The sequence below is a fragment of the Brevundimonas sp. genome, from assembly GCF_032055285.1.
Lineage (GTDB): Bacteria > Pseudomonadota > Alphaproteobacteria > Caulobacterales > Caulobacteraceae > Brevundimonas.
In genome coordinates this window covers 47,938-64,869 of sequence record NZ_DAMBRE010000011.1, presented here as the reverse complement: position 1 = coordinate 64,869, position 16,932 = coordinate 47,938, and the positions used below count along the sequence as shown (strand labels likewise).

Sequence of the window (16,932 nt, the reverse complement as noted above, 5' to 3'; positions counted from 1 at the left end):
GGCATGAGAGCCTCAGGAGCGGGCGTTCCGAAGGTCTGAGATGGGTCGAAAGCGGTCATTGCCATGCGGTTGTCGCCGCCGCGTCAGGTTCAGGCCGCCAGTCGGGCCTCGTCGGGGCGCAGGGTGAGGATGCGGACGCCGTCGCGGGTGACAGCGACGGTGTGTTCGAACTGGGCGGACAGCTTTCCGTCGGTGGTGACCACGGTCCAGCTGTCGTCCAGGGTCGTGACGGCGCGGCGGCCCTGATTGAGCATGGGTTCGATGGTGAAGACCATGCCTTCGCGCAGCCTCATGCCGGTTCCGGGCTTGCCGAAGTGCAGGACCTGGGGCGCCTCGTGCATCTCGCGCCCGATGCCGTGGCCGCAGAAGTCGCGGACGATGGAATAGCCGTTGCGCGCGGCGTGGCGCTCGATGGCGTGGCCGATGTCCCCCAGGGTGGCGCCGGGACGCACCGCGCGGATGCCCTTCCACATGGCTTCATAGGTGGTCTGGACCAGACGGCGGGCGGGGCGGGCCACGTCGCCGATCAGATAGGTCTTGCTGGAATCGGCGATGAAGCCGTCCTTCTCCAGGGTGATGTCCAGATTGACGATGTCGCCGTCGCACAGGATCTCGTCGGCGGACGGCACGCCGTGGCAGACGACCTGGTTGCGCGAACTGTTGAGGACGAAGCCGTAGCCGTACTGGCCCTTGCTGGCCGGGCGGGCGTGCAGTTCGTCGACGATGAAGGCCTCGACCAGGGCGTCGATCTGCAGGGTGTTCATGCCCGCCAGCGGCAGGCTGTCCAGCCAGGTGAAGACCGAGGCCAGCAGGCGCCCGGACTCGGCCATCAGTTCGATCTCGGCCGGGGTCTTGGTCATGCGGCGGCCGTCAGACCAGAGCCGGTCAGGGCGGCGCCGACGCCCGCCGCCTTGAGTTCGCGCGCCGCCAGCTCCTGAAATGTCAGGCCGGGATTCAGCTCGCCCAGCATGCCGATCCTGATCCAGAAGGCGGCCTGGGCGTTGATGGACCGGCAGGAGGCCTTGCTGGCCCGACGGAGCTGTTCGTGCAGCTCGTCCTCGATATTGACGATGCCCATGGGGCGACTCCGCATATACGTTTCGTATATGTTGTATATGCGCGATGCGCGAGGCCTAGTCCAGCGTGCTGAAGTCCACCACGATCGGCTCTCGGTCCAGCAACGCCAGCACGCGACGGAAGTCGGCCTGATCGAGCGCGGTGGTCGCCGTATTGGTCAGGGGGTGGAAGTTGACGATGTCGGCGTCCCACAGGCGCTGATCCAGGACGAAGGTCACGCGTTGCTGCGTGTCGTTGATCAGGCCGAGCGCCGTGACCGAGCCGGGGCGGACGCCGAGCGTCTCCCACATCAGGGCCTCGTTGCCGAAGGAGAGGCGGTCGGAGCCGAGCGTCCGGTGCGCCCGCTTCAGGTCGATGACCGTGTCCTGGGCGGCCGAGATCAGCCACAGACGGTCCTTCTTGTCCTTGAGAAACAGGTTCTTGGTGTGGACGCCCGGCAGGGCGGCCTTGAGCTCCAGCCCCTCCTCGACGCGGAAGACGGCGGGGTGGTCGTGGGTGGTCTGGGCGATGCCGTGGCCGGCCATCCAGGCCAGCAGGCGGGCGCGATCATAGGTGGGAAGGTTCAACTCGTGGGCGGTGTCGGTCATCTCGGCCTTGTCGGGCGGGCGGCGGGGGCGATAGGGGAGGGGAAGACAATCGTTAGCCTCTGTTCGACCTCTTTGGGAGCCCGCGTCTTGGAACTGGAATGCTATCCGATGACCACCCGGCCGTGCGACCTGGTGCCGGGCCGCCAGTCGCGCAACTGGATGGACGCCTTCGCCAGCCGGCACCCCTATCGCTGTCTGCCGCTGAACATGGCCAACACCACGGGGTGGGAGATCCTGTGCCCCTTCGGCTTCACGGCGGAATGGAACGGCGGCCCGGCACAGTCCGACATCAAGATCACGCCCGACCGGCATCAGCCGGAGATGGACCACTTCGTCACCTCGCACTTCTCGCGCGGGGTCCTGACCATGCACCCGCAGTACCTGTTCCGCACGCCGCCGGGCTGGGGGATGCTGGCGCAGGGCTCGCCCAACCACGTCAAGGACGGCATCCAGCCGCTGACCGGCCTGATCGAGACCGACTGGCTGCCCTTCCCCTTCACCATGAACTGGATCTTCACGCGGCCGGGCAAGGTGCGGTTCGAGAAGGGTGAGCCCTTCTGTTTCATCCTGCCGATCGAGCACAAGAAGGTGGAGGCCTTCCAGCCGGTGATCCGTTCGCTGGAGTCCAACCCCGGCATGAGGGGGCAGTTCGACGCCTGGAACCGGGCGCGCACCGACTTCAACACCCGCCTGGCCTCGGGCGATCCCGATGCGGCCAAGGAGGCCTGGCAGCGCTTCTACTTCAAGGGCGAGGTGCCGGAGGACCTGGGCTCGGCGCCGGCCACTCACGCCAACAAGCGTCGACTCAAGACGCCTCGGGTCGGCTAGGGCCGACCCGAGGGTCTTTCTTGAAGGGGCCTATCGCGCTTCGCGCTACTTGAGGCCGTGATCAGAAAAAGAAACGCCCGCCTCAGCGATGAGGCGGGCGTTTTCAGTTCAGGCCCTGTCGCTCTGCGCTCAAGCAGCGAGCCGCCGCGCGGCGAGCGATAGCGCTCTTACCTAGGAGCCGGCCGCGTGACGCGCGGGCCGAGGTTGTTGATGACCTCGCGGGCGTCGAAGGCGTTGACGTCGCCGGCGGGCTTGGGACCGCGGCCCATGACGATCTCGGCCGTGGCCTCGTAGCGGTCCACCTGACGGATGTCGCGGTCACGACCCCAGTAGGGGTCCCAGGTGCTCCAGTAGCCGCGCTGATAGAAGCGCCACTGGGGACCCCAGTAGGGACCGTAGCGGTCGTAGTAGAAGGGGTCGGGCGTCGTATAGAAGCGGGTGTCGCGGTCGGTGGCGCGGGTCACGGTGGCGAACCAGTCGTAGCCGTTCTGAACGGTCAGTTCGGCGGCGCGCAACAGCAGGGACATCTCGACCTGATCGCGCGAGGTGACCGAATTGCCAGAGAAGCTGACGGCGTAGCGGTTGGCCTCAAGCCTTTGCTCGGCGTAGCCGCCGCGATCGCCGTTGTAGCCGGCCGGCTGATAGGGGGTGGCGGTGGCGCAGGCGCCCAGCGCCAGGGCGCCGGCGAGAGCAACCAGAACCGACGTCTTGCGTAGGTTTTTCATGGGAGGTTCTCCTTGAACGTCCATAGAGCGTCCATGGTGCTGAACGACAGGTGAACAGCCAAGTTCCTGAGGCTGCGACACAGACGCCTATCCGTGCAATCTGGTGACGATCAGGATCGCCGCAAGGATCAGCAGGGCGCCGACGAAGATGCCGAAGCCGCGCCTGAAGCGGGGCTGGTTCATCCGGTTGGCCAGGGCGGCGCCGCCGAGGCCGTAGGCGCTCATCGACAGGACGTCCATGCCGATGGTGGCCAGGGCGAACAGGGCCAGCTGGGGCGCGACCGGACGGTTCACGTCGAGGAAGGGCGGCAGGACGGCGGTGAAGAAGAGGATGGCCTTGGGATTGGCGATCTGGACCGTGAAGCCGTCGATCAGGGCGCTGCGGCCCTGCTTGACCTCGACATGATCCGGTTCAGCCGCAGTGGCGAAGGCGCCGCGCAGGGCCTTGATCCCCAGCCAGGCGACATAGAGGGCGCCGAGGACGGCGATGATGCGGAAGACCTGGGGGAAGGCGGCGACCAGGGCGCCGAGGCCGAGCGCCGCAGCCCCGAACCAGACCAGGGTGGCGGCGTTCATCCCGACCACGCCGATCAGGGCCGAAGCGCGGCCCTTCTCCATGCCCGTCGCCACGGCGAACAGGTTGGCCGGTCCCGGCGTGATCGCCATGACGGCCATGACGCCCAGGAAGGCGGCGTAGAGATGCGGATCGACAGGAAGCGCGGCCATACCGCCCCCTTTCCGGCGGAGGGGCGGTCAGGTCAAGCCTTGTGGCGCGCGGTCAGGCTTCGACGGGCGGGGCAGGGGGCGCAGGGGGCGCGAAGGTCTCATTGACCTCTTCGATGGCGTCCAGCGACTGACCGACGGCGTAGTCGGCGATCAGGCCGTAGGTCACCATCTGGTCGGGGTCGGCCTGGGCCCAGGCGCTGTTGGAGGCCATGCCTTCGATCATGGGACCGACGCCAGCCAGAGCTTCGGTGACGACGGCGTCGATGTCGATCTCGGCCAGGGCCTGCTGGGCGATCTGGCCGGCCTGCTGCGCCGCCATGCTGGTGAAGGCCGTCACATGGGGCTGGTATTCCGACCACAGGGCGGCGACCCGCAGACCCTTGGTCGTTTCGTCGAGGGCGTCGTCGTCCTGAATGGCTTCGGCGCGTTCGCCGAACTCCTCCATCTTCTTTTCGAAGTCGGCGGCGGCGGATTCCAGCTGGACCTCGGCGGAGGTCTTGGCCTCCTGCGCTACGGCGGCGGAGACGGGCAGCAGGGCGAGGGCGGCGGCGAGCGACAGGGCGCGGATCATCGGGGGCTCCTTTGAGCGGACGCCGCAAGGTCCGCCGAACGCCGCCCGGCCTCAAGTGAAATCGCGGTAAGGCGAGGGGCGGACCAGGCCTCGGGACCGGGCCGCCCCCCGCCCTGACCTTAGTTGGGGGTGGCGACGACCGTGGCGGCCGGAGCGGCGGCGGCCGCCGTGATCGCCTGCTGGACCGCGACGCGGATCTGCGGGGCGATGCCGCGAATGGCCGGGCCGACCTTGCCGCGAGCGTCGGTCAGTTGCTGGCGTTCGGCCTCATCGGTGGACGCCGCCAGTTGACCGTCGAGGAAGGTCTCGAAGGCCGAGGCGAAGGCGTCGAAGTCGGGCTGGTAGCGGGCCAGGATGGCGTCGGCGGCGGCCATGCGCTTGGTTTCGTCGCCGCCGTCGGGGCCGTCGACCACGGCGCTCAGTTCGGTCTGCAGGCTTTCCATGCGGGCCTGGAAGGCGGCGGCCTTGGCCTCCATCTCGACCTCGGCCGGCGACTTGGGCTTGGCGGGGGCTTCGGCGGCGGTCGGGGCCGCCGGGGCGGCGTCCTGGGCGAAGGCAGGCGCGGCGAAGGCGAGCGTCGCCGCGACGGCGGCGAGGGTCAGACGCAGGGACATGTAAGGAAGGCTCCGGCAGGGCGGGAGTGCGAAACTCGCCGCAAGACAAGACCGAGGGTTCGGTTGAAGGCGAAGTTGGCCTTGTCAGACGCCGAGAGCAAGCGTCAGCATGGGGGCATGAAACGATCTTTTCTTCTGCTTGGCCTGTCTGTTGCGGCGGGTCTGCTGTCCGGCGGGGCGCCGGTGGGCGCTCAGACCGGCAGCCCGGTGCGGGCCTATACGACGTCGGGCGACTGCGCCGGGCGGCCCGCGACCACGGTGCGGATGGCGCCCGACCTGTGCCTGGGTCTGGTCTGGCAGGGCGCGGGAAGCGAGGGGCCGAGGATGCCGCGCGGCCTGATGCCGTTGGCTGACGGCGACTGGCTGGTGACGGATCTGGGCGGCTGGGAGGCGGGCAAGGGGGCGGTCTGGCGCCTGTCGTTCGCGGCGGACGGCGCGGCGCAATGGCGACGTCTGGCGCGGGGCCTGTCGATGCCGCACACCGTGGCGCGCGGGCCGGACGGGCGCATCTATGTGTCCGAGATGAACCGCATCCTGACCCTGGACCCCGAGGCGGCGGACCCGGCGGCCAGCGTGCGGACCGTCATCGGCGACCTGCCGGACAACCGGCTGCACGACAACCGCCATCCGCTGTCGAGCTTCGTCTTCGACGGCAACGGCGACCTGCTGGTCAATGTCGGGGCGCCCAGCGACCGCTGTCTGGACGCGGCGGGCAAGCCCAAGACGGATGCGCGCGGGGCTTGCGCCGAGGAGGCGGCGACCGCCCAGGTGCGGCGTCACGCCTATCTGGGCGCCCATCAGGGGGAGGGTCGATGGGCCGAGGAGAGCAGCGTCTTCGCCAGCGGCCTGAGGAATTCCATCGCCCTGGTGCGGCATCCTTCGGGGACGGTGCTGCAGGCCGAGAACTCGGTCGATCTGACCACGCCCGAGCATCCGTTCGACGAGGTCAATGTGCTGCGCCAGGGCGGGCATTACGGCTGGCCCTATTGCGTGGACCTGGCCACGCCCTTGCCGGGCTGGCCCGCCCGTCAGGCGCGTTGCGGCGAGCGGGACAGGCCTGTCGCCCTGCTGCCGCCCCACGCGGCGCCGCTGGACATGATCTATTACGAGGGGGCGATGTTCCCGCAACTGCGCGGCCGTCTGCTGATGACCTGGCACGGCTATCGCCGCACGGCGGGCCGGATCACGGCGGTGGAGACGGACGAGGCCGGGGTTCCGCTGACCGACATCGGCGGGCGCTACGCCATCTATCCGCGCGGGTCTCTGGCCTATCCGGCCGGGGCGCCGAGCGTGAAGGGCAGGGTGCTGACGCCGGGTTGGGATCGTGTGGCGGGGCGTCAGCCGCGCGGCTCGCCGGTGGTCATGGCGGTCGCCGCCGACGGCTCGATCTGGGTCACGGACGACCGCAGCCGGGCGATCCTGAGGATCGCCCGGCCCTAGTCTTTCGGCGTCCTAGCCCTGGGTGCGGGCGTCGCGCTTGGCCAGGACGCGCAGGCGCAGGGCGTTCAGCTTGATGAAGCCGGCGGCGTCCTTGTGGTCATAGGCCTGGACGCCTTCCTCGAAGGTGACGAGGTCCTGATCGTAGAGGCTGTAGGGGCTTTCGCGGCCGATGACGGTGGCGTTGCCCTTGTAGAGCTTGACCCGCACCGTGCCCGAGACCTTCTCCTGGCTCTTGTCGACGGCGGCCTGCAGCATCTCGCGCTCGGGCGAGAACCAGAAACCGTTGTAGACGAGGTGGGCGTATTTGACCGCCAGTTCGTCCTTCAGGTGCATGGCGCCGCGATCAAGCGTGATGGACTCGATGCCGCGGTGGGCGGCCAGCAGGATGGTGCCGCCCGGGGTTTCATAGACGCCGCGCGACTTCATGCCGACGAAGCGGTTTTCCACCAGGTCCAGACGGCCGATGCCGTTGTCGTGGCCGTACTGGTTCAGCGCGGTCAGGATGGTCGCCGGGCTCATGGCCTCGCCGTTGATCGAGACGGCGTCGCCCTTTTCGAAGCCGATCTCGATGACCGTGGCGACGTCAGGGGCGGCTTCCGGCGAGATGGTGCGCTGGTGCACGAACTCGGGGGCCTCGACGGCAGGGTCTTCCAGCACCTTGCCCTCGGACGAGGAGTGCAGAAGGTTGGCGTCGACCGAGAAGGGGGCCTCGCCGCGCTTGTCCTTGGCGATCGGGATCTGGTGCTTCTCGGCGAAGTCCAGCAGGGCCTCGCGCGACCGGAACTCCCATTCACGCCACGGGGCGATGACGTGGATGTCGGGGTTGAGGGCGTAGTAGCCCAGCTCGAAGCGGACCTGGTCGTTGCCCTTGCCGGTGGCGCCGTGACAGACGGCGTCGGCGCCCAGCTGGCGGGCGATCTCGATCTGGCGCTTGGCGATCAGCGGACGGGCGATCGAGGTGCCGAGCAGATACTGGCCTTCATAGAGGGCGTTGGCGCGGAACATGGGGAAGACGAAGTCGCGCACGAACTCTTCGCGCAGGTCGTCGATGAAGATGTTTTCGGGCTTGATGCCCAGCTTCAGCGCCTTCTCCTTGGCCGGGGCCAGCTCTTCGCCCTGGCCCAGGTCGGCGGTGAAGGTGATGACCTCGGCGCCGTATTCCTCCTGCAGCCACTTCAGGATGATCGACGTGTCCAGCCCGCCCGAATAGGCGAGGACGACTTTCTTGGGGGCGGGCGAGGTCATCGGTCGAAACTTCCTTTCGAGAAAACGCGGGGAGGCGTGTTTGGCGCGCTTAAAGGACCAGACGCCGCGCGATGCAAGGGCATGATTGTGTCGTGAGCTCCGGATGTGAAAAAGGCGCCGCGACCGAAGCCGCGACGCCCTTCAGGATTCAGGCGGCCGCTGGCCTCAGACGAGGGCCTTGAGCTGGTCGACCAGATCGGTCTTTTCCCAGCTGAAGCCGCCGTCGGCGTCGGGGCTGCGGCCAAAGTGGCCATAGGCGGCGCTGCGGCGGTAGATGGGCTTGTTCAGGCCCAGGTGCTCGCGGATGGCGCGCGGCGAGGCGCCGCCGATCAGCCTGGGCAGTTCGGCTTCCAGCACCGCCTCGTCGATCTTGCCCGTGCCGTGCAGGTCGACGTGGACCGACAGGGGCTTGGACACGCCGATGGCGTAGCTGATCTGGATGGTGCAGCGGTCGGCCAGGCCGGCGGCGACCACGTTCTTGGCCAGGTAGCGGCAGGCGTAGGCGGCCGAACGGTCGACCTTGGTCGGGTCCTTGCCCGAGAAGGCGCCGCCGCCGTGCGGGGCCGCGCCGCCGTAGGTGTCGACGATGATCTTGCGGCCGGTCACGCCGGCGTCGCCGTCAGGCCCGCCGATGACGAAGGTGCCGGTCGGGTTGATGTGCCACTCGGTCTCGTTGGTGATGAAGCCGGCGGGCAGAACCTTCTCGACGTAGGGCTTCACGATGGCCGCGACCTGGTCCTGGCTGAGGCCGTCCTTGTGCTGGGTCGAGACGACGATCGAGGCGGCGCGCACCGGGCGGCCGTTTTCGTAGAAGAGGGTGACCTGGCTCTTGGCGTCGGGCTCCAGGCCCGGCTCCTGGCCAGAGTGGCGGGCCTCGGCCAGGGCCTTCAGGATGTTGTGGCTGTACTGCAGGGTGGCCGGCATCAGCTCGGGCGTCTCGTTCGAGGCGTAGCCGAACATGATGCCCTGGTCGCCCGCGCCCTCGTCCTTGTCCTCGCCGGCGTCGACGCCCTGGGCGATGTGGGCCGACTGCGGGTGCAGGTTGTTCTCGAAGCGGAAGGTCTTCCAGTGGAAACCGTCCTGCTCATAGCCGATGTCGCGAACCACGCCGCGCACCGTATCCTCGATCTCCTGCTCGACGCCGGGCGCCCAGTTGCCCTGGGTGTCCATGATGCCCTCGCCGCGGATCTCGCCGGCCAGCACCACCAGATTGGTCGTCGTCAGGGTCTCGCACGCCACGCGGGCCTCGGGGTCCTTGGACAGGAACAGATCGACGATGGAGTCGGAGATCTGGTCCGCGACCTTGTCGGGGTGGCCTTCCGAGACGCTCTCGGAGGTGAACAGAAACGACGAACGGGCCAAGGCAGGCTCCTGCAAGACGGTGAGGCCGACAGACATATAAAGATATGCTTATACGTTCAAGTGATGACCGAAAAGTGGAGCGGAATCCTGCCGGACGCGCAGGTGACGGATCGCACGCGAAAGGACGGCCGCCGGGGGCGACTTCTTTCGATTTCAATGTCGGAAAGGAAGTGGTGCCGCTTAGGTGACTCGAACACCTGACCCCATCATTACGAAATTCACTCTAGCGCGGCGGCGAAACCCAGCGCCGGCATGGCTTCCTGATCGGCTTGGACTGGGTCTTTTCCGGCTTTCCCAGCCACCTCCCAAACTCGGCCGAGTGCGACCCTGAGGCGTTTCCTAGTTAGCGCGCGTTAGCTAGGGAAAGTCGAAAATTCCGACCCCGGCCAGACCTACAGTGCGCCCCTTAAAGGAGCTTCACGCGTGGGGACTTTCCGCCGATCACGTCAAAGCGTTGAACGGTGATGTTTAGGGCGTCTAGGCTGTGTTCGAGGTCCGCTGCAAGTTGTCCAGGGGGAAGAGCAAGGACGCGCTTGATGCTCGTCGCGTCGGCGGGGCCGTGGGTCATCAACTGCCCGATCGCGGTGTAGATCGATTGCCGATCGATGCTGGTTTTGACCTCGTACACTTCCGTCAGCGCCGCTCCGCATCTGACATAGAGGTCGATCAGACGACTGTTCAGGACGCGCTCGTCATCGGCGCAGGTTGCCTGCCGTTTGTCTCGGAGGGCGCGTACGACATCGCCGTGATACGTGACGTAATCGATTGCCGATGAGCGCGTGCCTCGACGCCTTCCCGTGGGTTCGTCCTTGAAGTCGTCCCACTCGTCAACATCGGCCAAAGCGGCGGCGGTATCGAATTCTCCGCTGCGCACAGCAGCTTTGAAATCGCTCACCTGCTGAACGAAGCTCCAAATTCTGGATGGCAAATCGGGTGTGTCCACGCGTCCGATGATGATGCCCTCGCGTACACGCCCATCAGAGCGGAGAGCTTCTTCCAGCGTGATCTTGGACCGGGTCAGGAAGGCCTCTTTGCCCACACCCGCTTTGCCGCCGCCGATGCCACCGTCATGCATGAGATAGACGTGCCCAGTTTCGGGATCCCTCGCGAAGAACCCCGCGATCTGTCCTGACGCCTCTTCAGTCGGGATGTTGATCTCAACGGTGATCTGCTGAGAGCGACTTTCGGTGTGGTAGACGCCGAAGGCGTTCCAGCGTCTCGGGATGCTTGCATCGGGCAGATTGGCGAATGCCGCCCACAGCTGCCCAGCGCCATTGCTGAACAGCTCGGCATTCTGGTTTCCCCCTGGATAGCCAATGTTGCGCTGCCCTTGGCTTTGGAGAGCGCTCTTAACCTGCGCCTCCAGCCCACGCTGCAAGGAGGCGCGCTCTGTTTTGCCTTCAACGACAGTCAATCGCATCGATCTATCCCTCACTCAGCCAACTGCGCCAGCGCGGCTTCTGTAGGCGTAGCGACGTCGTTCGGCTTCCGCCGCCAGTGGTCTGCCAACACCCAATCGCCTGAAAGCAACAAGTGCCAGTCATTCCAGCCATTACGGCTGGTGTTCGTCACCGCTCGCGAGGCGGCAGAGAAAGATGTGTGCTGGCCAGCCATTCCGTCGATGGTCAGAGCACCGTTCTCAATCACGCCCGTGTACTGCTTGCCGGCATACGTAAAGCGGCAGGCCGTGCCATTTACGGGCAGGCCCGACCGATAGGCGGAAACATCTGCCCAAGCGGGCGACACGATGCTGAGACCATCCTCACGATCAGGGGCGAGCCATATTTCTCGGGCTTGTCTGAAAAGGTCGGAGCCTCTCGCCGCGATACTGTCCTCATTCCACACGTCATACGCAGCCAGCTCGCGGTTCAGCGCCAAACTGGAGTGAGACCGCACAGCCGGCATCTTCACCGCAAAGGGGCCATTCGAAACAGTCGAGTTCAGCGCGCTGGTGAGTAGCGTGAGATTACCCAACTTATTGACAGCACTCTGTCTGGCCACCTCGCGGGCGAGCCGTTCCGGATCAAATTGATCTAGGTGCTCGATCCCGATGAGAGGCCAAGATGTCTGCCACGCTTGCGGCATGATGTGCTCGATCGTCAGCGTTGACTTGATGTCGATATCCTCGTTTCGGGCCGACCTCTTTCCGAGCTCCAGCGCTTCAAAGATGTAGCGGAGCCTTGGCTGGCGCGGGCCTTTGTACTGGTCGCGGCCTAGCCAACCTTGTTGCCACTCGGTGTCGTCTGGCCAGCGATCCGTTTCGGACTGTCGTCCGGACAGGTAGGTGACGAGAGCGTCAACCTGATTGCCTTCTGTCAGACGAAGTCGGTCGATGATCCCCACGAACAAGCGGTTGTAGTTTTTGGTCGTCAGCCCACAGATATCCCGCCGGAGAATGTAGCTCTCCAGAACGGCAAGTCCCCGGGAAAGCTCAGCCGGGCTCTCGGCGTTTGCACACAAATACACGACCAAGGGCATCGCGGTTGAAACGTCGAAAGCGTGAGCGAAGCGTCCAAAGTCGCCAAGGGGATCGCCTTTGACCTGCTCAAAAAGCCGCCGTTCGATTTCAGCGGTAGTCGAGATCGATTGCAGTTCTTCGGCGACCGAGCCGAAAGGTGATTTCTGGATGATCCATCGCCGGTAGCTCTCGAAAAGACTTTCGACGGATACCAAGTCGCCGACATGCATTGAGAGGTGATCGGTGAGCATCCAATCAAGGCGCGCCCGTGACTGTCTCCCGCGTGATTCCACTTGGCTCCAGAATGCTCGATCAAGCGGAAGCCAGTGTTTTTCGTAGAGCTTATCTACAACAAGCGAAGCGTCCGATTGGCCAAGCCCCTTGGCTCGTTGGAAGATGTAGTTCCTGAGCAGGTCGCCGGGGGTGAGATCCACGCCGCGACTGTTCAGGGTTTCGAAGATCGTTTGCGGGTCATCGCCTCCCTCCAGTTCGATGGAAACGATAGCGAGGCCCTCCTTTAGAGCCTCGAACAGCAGCTCCAGGCGATGCTCATCAAACCCGGCTGCCAATCCCACATGAGTTTCAATCCGATCTTTAAAGTAGGCGTGCGCGGACGCGGCCCTCCGAACGAAGCCATCCTCGTCAACCGGCTTTGGCGTGACCGCATCCAAATCGGTTGCCGGATCGACAATGTGCAAAAAGGCGCGGCGATCTGTGAGCGACGGCCAGAGCTTGAAACGCTCCGCCGCCGGGTTCTCCATCACGCCGTCGTTAAGCAGGTATTTCTGGATTTCTTCCGCGTACGATGAGCCGTGCGCCGCCGCGACGTCGCGCAGGGCAGATAGCAAGAGCTGAAAGGTCGTCAGTCGTTGCTGCCCGTCGATCACCTCGTACGCCTGGACCTGCTTTCCGAAGGTCTTAATCTGGGCGATCACAATGGCGCCCATGAAGTGGGGTGTAAGGGACGAGCGATCGCTATTGAGCCGGTCAACCGCCCGCTCGATATCCTCCCAAAGAAGCTTGAGCTGAGGATCTGGCTTCCAAGCGTATTGCCGCTGGTAAAGCGGGATCAGGTACCGCTTCTTGCCGTCAAACAGGTTGATGATTGATCGCGTAAATGGCTGCACGCTGCCCCCCAAATTCTAACAGTCGTATGCACGCGCGGGGCGATCTGCCCAAGCCGACGAACAAAAAAATAAAAGCCCTCGCCCCACGCTCCAGCAAGAAGCCGGGGCGCAGGGCGAGGGTGTAGGCGGTGGTCAGTCGGTGGTCGTATGCTTCGCCGCGCCAGCCTCCACGGCCTTCAGCAGGGTGTCCTGCGCAAGGTGCGAATAGCGCTGGGTCGATTGGTAGCTGGCGTGACCCAGCACCTTGCCGACGGCGAATAGATCGACGCCGCTATTCACCATAAAACTGGCTGCGCTATGTCTCAGATCATGGATTCGCAGGCCCGGCAGGTTCGCCGCTTTGATCGCCATCTGCCAGCCGTGCTTGATCGACACGAAAGGCTTCCGGGTGTCGATGTTGGGCACCAGCCACGGACAGCCCTTGAAGCGGGGCAGGGCCGCGATGATCGCCAGCGCCGGGGTGGACAGCGGGACGTGACGTGAGCGCCCCGTCTTGCTGGTCGGGATGTACCACTGCCGGCGCTCCACATCGACGTGCTCCCAGCGGGCATCCAGAAGCTCACGCATCCGAGCGCCGGTCAGAAGCAGCAGACCGACGATATGTTGCAGTTGAGGGTTCTTCGACGCTGCCACAGCCACCTTCAACCGGGCCGCCTCCTCCGCCGTCAGGAATCGGTCCCGCGCGTTGTTCAGCGGCTTCCGGGGCAGACCACGGGTCGGGTTCTTGTGACACCCCGGCACGTCGTCCTGGGCCGCCAGTTCGAAGGAACGCCCGAGCAGTACGCGGAGCTTCTCGACACTGGCTGGCGACAGACCCGAAGCGCGCTTGTCGGCGAGCCACTGGGCGACACCCTGCCGGGTAATGTCGGTCACCCGGACTTTGCCCCACTTCGGCACGATATGGACACGCAGCGTCATTTCGGTGCTGGCCCACGACTTCAGATGGAGCTTGGCGTACGCGAGATGGCTTGCGGCAATCTCGCTGTACAGCGGGATCGATTTGGCCTCCGCCTTCTTCGCACTGGGAGCCGTCTGTCTGGGCTGAAAGGAAGCGGCGTCCGCATAGGCAGGGCCGCCTCCGATCTGCCGGCAATCAACGCAGCCGTCGTAGTTGTCGAGGTGGTGCCGTGCCGCGTCTTCGCTTGGCCAGGACGACGGCCGCGAACACCACAACCACGCCCCCGATGAAGGCGAGCGGCTGGGCCACGGCGAGGCTCGACAAGATTAGGGTGCCGAGGAACACCAACGTCTCCCGAGGCCGGGTGACGAAGGCGTGCAACAGCGCCAGCAGCATGACGGCAGCCAGCACCAACAGCAGGATGCGGGCCAGCGCCAAGGCCATGCAGAGGATCAGGAAAGCGAAGACCTTCTTCATCCCCGATCCTCATCAGGCCAGAAGTGTCCGAGACACATCGAGTGTACACCGAGCTCCGTGGCTGGACCGTTTTCCACGAAGACGCGGGTGTGGGGGCCGTGGTCGGGCAGATAGGTGAGCTCGAACCACAGACCATGATCCTCGATGCTGAAGAGGGCGGGTTCGTCAGGGTGATCGCCTGCGATCGGGAAGCCCAAGGCCTTCTGTATGACCTCAGGCGAATCCCCGCCCTGGATGACGAAGATCTGGACGTCGGTGCCGATCTCGCCCTCGTGCTCAACACACATGTGCCAAGCGCGGAAGCCGAGTAGGGCGCGTAGATCGACGTCTAGGTCGGTGTCGCCCAGCGCGCTGGAGACCTCGAAAACATCGGTGAGTGAAAGCATGGTGTGAGGCCTTTCAGGCATAAAAAAAGCCCTCGGGCGGAGTGCCAGAGAGCGCGTGTCGGATGGGTTGGGGGTCGCCTGTCGGCGGGTGGTTCAGGTCTTGTCGGCGGCCGGTGGTCGGTTGGCGACGCCAAGGCAGTTGAAGCGGAGGGTGTGGTTGGTGTCGGGATGGTCCGCCACGAAGACCAGCATTCCGAAGGCGTCGGTCAGGACGTACGCCAGCTCGAACCATGAGCCGTGATCGTTCATCCATTCCCAGCCGGGCTGCTCGGCCTGATCCCAGCAGATCGGAAAGCCGATGGCGTCATGGATGACCACGGCATCATCACCGGGCTGCACCACGACGATTTGCAGAACGTCCTTCAGGGGACGCCTGCGATCGGTGTCCACCTGCCAGACGCGGAGGCCGATCAGGGCGCGGAGGTCGGCGTCCAAGGCCGGGTTCGTCAGGGCGGCGGTGACCGCGTCGCGGTCGGTCAGTGAAAGCAAGGGCGGCTCCTTCCAGGGCATGAAAAAGCCCCCGCGACGCTGGTCACGAGGGCTGGGGTGGGTGGGGCAGTGGGGCCCGCGAGGGGCGCTAGTGATCGGGCGAAAAGGCCTAGGTTTTCTTGGGGCGGGGTCTCGTGAGGCGTCCTATACGGCCACGTCCGGTCTGGGAAAGAAGAGCCAGTCTAGCCGATCGTGGTCAGAGCGGGTTTGGTGTTCTTCATATAAGATGCCGCCATCTGCGCGCTTGAACGCGCGTCACGCTGCACTCAGCGCGCCTCTGTGGGCGTCTGATGGCCCTCAACCTGTTTGGACGAAGCCGTAGCTAGAGGATGGCCTGGATCGCATCCAATTCAGCTTAGCCATAATGAGATCGGCTATGATGCTCAGGGCCACTCGATCGTCGATGGTCCGCGCTTCCTCAACGGCCATGGTGTGGGAGGCAACGGATAGGAAGCGACTGATATCGTCGGGATCGTCTGCCAGATCTGGCGCATCCACGACAATGAGTGCGCTTTCAAGGAAGGCCTCAAAGTATGCAAGGGCACCCTCCCTCTGCTGTTCATCGACGCCTTGGCCGAAATCCGCTTCGATCACAGCAATAAGCCCATGAGCAAATTCAGTCGACAAGCCCATCCCGGCCGAGGTTTCTGAGACCGATGTCGCAGTCGTGTTTTCGTGTGCGGCCAGCCGTCGGAGAATGGCCGCATTGGTCATGGCGAATGACCAGGTCAGTGCTCGATAATAATCGGCCTCTTGGAATTTATCAGAGACGTTATCCGCAACACCTACCGCGAGGCTGAGATAGTCATTCATTGTAGCGGTGGTCATTCTTCACCCTCCCTGCACCAAGGCCAAACGACCCAGATTATCTCGCTTGATCGCGTACGAACGCCGAGGGTTGAGCTAGAAGTCCGAAAACGCGGCCTCATTTACCGTGACTTCTTCGACCATCCGAACTGTCACTCCGAGCCCCCGATCCTTGAGCAAGTCGCAGAGGGCGTCTCCGTCGACCGAATCGATCGCGGGTGCCCCGTCCCGGGTAGCCTCGCGTCGCGCGTCGGCCGTGAAGGTCCCGGTTGTGATAATAAGCCCCTTGTCGGTGCGCCCGACCATGGCTCCCCGGAAGTCGCGTACCGCTCCCGCACCGACAGAACCGGCGTACCGCTTGCACTGGAACAGAACATGAAAAGATAGCAGGTTGATCCGCAGCACGCCGGTGCCGTCGATGCCACCGTCGCCGGACTTGCCGGTCACTTCCACCTTGATGAAGTCGTACTCCCGGAGGACCCTCTGGCAGAGGCGTTCAAAGGCAGCGGGGTCCAGCGCGAGCAGCTGGGCCATCAACTGGTCTTTCCAGTCGCCGGCGGCTTCCTCGGCAGCGACCGGATCAAGCTCTGCTGACACGCCAGCCCTCACCTTCGCCTTCCGAACATAGGCGCGATTGATCCGGCGAACTTCTTCGTCGAGCTCTTCGCGCGTCATCTCCGCGCCCTTGGGCGTTAGGGTCCAGACACCGCGCTGGCTGTTTTCCACGGCACCGGCGAGCTTCAGCCAACTCCTGGCGAAGCCCATCCGCTGAGCGACCGCGAGCTCATTGTATTTCCCAACGCGAACCGCGAGAACGTCTTCATTGAGTCCCATGTACTGCGAGACGTCCTCCACCATCTCAGCAATTGTCATCGAGCGACCGTGCGCCTTCAGCCGCTCAACGATTGGCCACCAAAATTGCTCGTGTGTAGGTACGTCGGCAGCAGTCGCCATTATGTGTCGGCCTTCTTCTCTTCCCCTGCTGAGGCCGGTAGCGCCGACATCGCATTGGTGATTTTCACCGTCTCGACGCTTAAGGTCATCACACGAGCCAGCAGCTCCGCGATTGCCTCTCATAAAGCTAGCTGTAGGCCAGAAAGCCATAGTCCGCGCCG

19 protein-coding genes are annotated in these 16,932 nt (G+C 64.7%); 2 read left to right on the top strand and 17 right to left on the bottom strand.

All coding sequences use genetic code 11. The features are described 5' to 3' along the window. Positions 1-89 precede the first annotated feature (89 nt). From map to RTY13_RS16710, 3 genes are read right to left on the bottom strand one after another with little or no spacing between them, the layout of a single operon-like run. Positions 90-860: a type I methionyl aminopeptidase gene (map, locus tag RTY13_RS16720; protein ID WP_312785190.1), complete on the bottom strand. Its 771-nt coding sequence runs from the start codon at positions 858-860 to the stop codon at positions 90-92. Next, positions 857-1,078, bottom strand: coding sequence for a ParD-like family protein (locus RTY13_RS16715; protein ID WP_312785189.1), 222 nt, complete (start codon positions 1,076-1,078; stop codon positions 857-859). The genes map and RTY13_RS16715 overlap by 4 nt, the downstream gene beginning before the upstream one ends. 55 nt (positions 1,079-1,133) lie before the next feature. Next, on the bottom strand, positions 1,134-1,664 hold the full coding sequence (locus RTY13_RS16710; protein ID WP_312785188.1) for a prolyl-tRNA synthetase associated domain-containing protein: 531 nt from the start codon (positions 1,662-1,664) through the stop codon (positions 1,134-1,136). A gap of 87 nt (positions 1,665-1,751) precedes the next feature. On the opposite strand from RTY13_RS16710, the gene RTY13_RS16705 reads away from it, so the two are divergent. After that, entirely contained in the window at positions 1,752-2,492 is a 741-nt protein-coding gene (locus tag RTY13_RS16705) for a DUF6065 family protein (RefSeq protein WP_312785187.1), read from the top strand. Positions 2,493-2,659: 167 nt separating this feature from the next. Here RTY13_RS16705 and RTY13_RS16700 read toward each other — a convergent pair whose 3' ends face one another. The 4 genes from RTY13_RS16700 to RTY13_RS16685 form a co-directional block, all read right to left on the bottom strand. After that, positions 2,660-3,217, bottom strand: a complete 558-nt coding sequence (locus tag RTY13_RS16700; protein WP_312785185.1) for a CC0125/CC1285 family lipoprotein — start codon at positions 3,215-3,217, stop codon at positions 2,660-2,662. An 87-nt stretch (positions 3,218-3,304) separates the two neighbouring features. After that, complete coding sequence (locus RTY13_RS16695; RefSeq protein WP_312785183.1) at positions 3,305-3,943, bottom strand: LysE family translocator; 639 nt, start codon at positions 3,941-3,943, stop codon at positions 3,305-3,307. Positions 3,944-3,995: 52 nt separating this feature from the next. After that, positions 3,996-4,514, bottom strand: coding sequence for a hypothetical protein (locus RTY13_RS16690; RefSeq protein WP_312785181.1), 519 nt, complete (start codon positions 4,512-4,514; stop codon positions 3,996-3,998). 119 nt (positions 4,515-4,633) lie between these two features. Next, the gene (locus RTY13_RS16685) at positions 4,634-5,128 is read right to left on the bottom strand and encodes a translation initiation factor IF-2 (RefSeq protein WP_312785180.1); all 495 of its coding nucleotides are present in this window, start codon (positions 5,126-5,128) and stop codon (positions 4,634-4,636) included. A 117-nt stretch (positions 5,129-5,245) separates the two neighbouring features. Here RTY13_RS16685 and RTY13_RS16680 point away from each other — a divergent pair, with 117 nt between their 5' ends. After that, a complete protein-coding gene (locus RTY13_RS16680) occupies positions 5,246-6,568 on the top strand; it encodes a PQQ-dependent sugar dehydrogenase (protein WP_312785178.1) in 1,323 nt (440 codons plus the stop codon). 12 nt (positions 6,569-6,580) lie between these two features. Here the strand turns inward: RTY13_RS16680 and RTY13_RS16675 are convergent, their stop codons facing one another. From RTY13_RS16675 to RTY13_RS16630, 10 genes are all read right to left on the bottom strand, one after another. Then, on the bottom strand, positions 6,581-7,813 hold the full coding sequence (locus tag RTY13_RS16675; RefSeq protein WP_312785176.1) for an argininosuccinate synthase: 1,233 nt from the start codon (positions 7,811-7,813) through the stop codon (positions 6,581-6,583). A 165-nt stretch (positions 7,814-7,978) separates the two neighbouring features. After that, a complete protein-coding gene (metK, locus tag RTY13_RS16670) occupies positions 7,979-9,175 on the bottom strand; it encodes a methionine adenosyltransferase (protein WP_312785174.1) in 1,197 nt (398 codons plus the stop codon). Positions 9,176-9,581: 406 nt separating this feature from the next. Beyond that, the gene (locus tag RTY13_RS16665; protein WP_312785172.1) at positions 9,582-10,595 is read right to left on the bottom strand and encodes a hypothetical protein; all 1,014 of its coding nucleotides are present in this window, start codon (positions 10,593-10,595) and stop codon (positions 9,582-9,584) included. 11 nt (positions 10,596-10,606) lie between these two features. Further along, positions 10,607-12,760 carry a DUF262 domain-containing HNH endonuclease family protein gene (locus tag RTY13_RS16660; protein WP_312785170.1) on the bottom strand — a complete coding sequence of 718 codons (2,154 nt, stop codon included), beginning with the start codon at positions 12,758-12,760 and terminating at the stop codon, positions 10,607-10,609. 132 nt (positions 12,761-12,892) lie between these two features. After that, positions 12,893-13,678, bottom strand: a complete 786-nt coding sequence (locus RTY13_RS16655; RefSeq protein ID WP_312785168.1) for a site-specific integrase — start codon at positions 13,676-13,678, stop codon at positions 12,893-12,895. A gap of 175 nt (positions 13,679-13,853) precedes the next feature. After that, on the bottom strand, positions 13,854-14,135 hold the full coding sequence (locus tag RTY13_RS16650) for a hypothetical protein (protein WP_312785166.1): 282 nt from the start codon (positions 14,133-14,135) through the stop codon (positions 13,854-13,856). Further along, complete coding sequence (locus tag RTY13_RS16645; RefSeq protein ID WP_312785164.1) at positions 14,132-14,521, bottom strand: hypothetical protein; 390 nt, start codon at positions 14,519-14,521, stop codon at positions 14,132-14,134. The genes RTY13_RS16650 and RTY13_RS16645 overlap by 4 nt, the downstream gene beginning before the upstream one ends. 93 nt (positions 14,522-14,614) lie before the next feature. Further along, positions 14,615-15,010 carry a hypothetical protein gene (locus RTY13_RS16640; RefSeq protein WP_312785162.1) on the bottom strand — a complete coding sequence of 132 codons (396 nt, stop codon included), beginning with the start codon at positions 15,008-15,010 and terminating at the stop codon, positions 14,615-14,617. A gap of 297 nt (positions 15,011-15,307) precedes the next feature. Further along, positions 15,308-15,838 carry a hypothetical protein gene (locus RTY13_RS16635; protein WP_312785160.1) on the bottom strand — a complete coding sequence of 177 codons (531 nt, stop codon included), beginning with the start codon at positions 15,836-15,838 and terminating at the stop codon, positions 15,308-15,310. Between the two features lie 75 nt (positions 15,839-15,913). Then, a complete protein-coding gene (locus RTY13_RS16630; RefSeq protein ID WP_312785158.1) occupies positions 15,914-16,771 on the bottom strand; it encodes a restriction endonuclease in 858 nt (285 codons plus the stop codon). Positions 16,772-16,932 lie beyond the last annotated feature (161 nt).

Excerpts from the sequence above, each read along its gene's own strand:
- map (WP_312785190.1), bottom strand. The coding sequence starts at position 860 with ATGACCAAGACCCCGGCCGAGATCGAACTGATGGCCGAGTCCGGGCGC.
- RTY13_RS16715 (WP_312785189.1), bottom strand. The coding sequence starts at position 1,078 with ATGGGCATCGTCAATATCGAGGACGAGCTGCACGAACAGCTCCGTCGG.
- RTY13_RS16710 (WP_312785188.1), bottom strand. The coding sequence starts at position 1,664 with ATGACCGACACCGCCCACGAGTTGAACCTTCCCACCTATGATCGCGCC.
- RTY13_RS16700 (WP_312785185.1), bottom strand. The coding sequence starts at position 3,217 with ATGAAAAACCTACGCAAGACGTCGGTTCTGGTTGCTCTCGCCGGCGCC.
- RTY13_RS16695 (WP_312785183.1), bottom strand. The coding sequence starts at position 3,943 with ATGGCCGCGCTTCCTGTCGATCCGCATCTCTACGCCGCCTTCCTGGGC.
- RTY13_RS16690 (WP_312785181.1), bottom strand. The coding sequence starts at position 4,514 with ATGATCCGCGCCCTGTCGCTCGCCGCCGCCCTCGCCCTGCTGCCCGTC.
- RTY13_RS16685 (WP_312785180.1), bottom strand. The coding sequence starts at position 5,128 with ATGTCCCTGCGTCTGACCCTCGCCGCCGTCGCGGCGACGCTCGCCTTC.
- RTY13_RS16680 (WP_312785178.1), top strand. The coding sequence starts at position 5,246 with ATGAAACGATCTTTTCTTCTGCTTGGCCTGTCTGTTGCGGCGGGTCTG.
- RTY13_RS16675 (WP_312785176.1), bottom strand. The coding sequence starts at position 7,813 with ATGACCTCGCCCGCCCCCAAGAAAGTCGTCCTCGCCTATTCGGGCGGG.
- RTY13_RS16665 (WP_312785172.1), bottom strand. The coding sequence starts at position 10,595 with ATGCGATTGACTGTCGTTGAAGGCAAAACAGAGCGCGCCTCCTTGCAG.
- RTY13_RS16655 (WP_312785168.1), bottom strand. The coding sequence starts at position 13,678 with ATGACGCTGCGTGTCCATATCGTGCCGAAGTGGGGCAAAGTCCGGGTG.
- RTY13_RS16650 (WP_312785166.1), bottom strand. The coding sequence starts at position 14,135 with ATGAAGAAGGTCTTCGCTTTCCTGATCCTCTGCATGGCCTTGGCGCTG.
- RTY13_RS16645 (WP_312785164.1), bottom strand. The coding sequence starts at position 14,521 with ATGCTTTCACTCACCGATGTTTTCGAGGTCTCCAGCGCGCTGGGCGAC.
- RTY13_RS16635 (WP_312785160.1), bottom strand. The coding sequence starts at position 15,838 with ATGACCACCGCTACAATGAATGACTATCTCAGCCTCGCGGTAGGTGTT.
- RTY13_RS16630 (WP_312785158.1), bottom strand. The coding sequence starts at position 16,771 with ATGGCGACTGCTGCCGACGTACCTACACACGAGCAATTTTGGTGGCCA.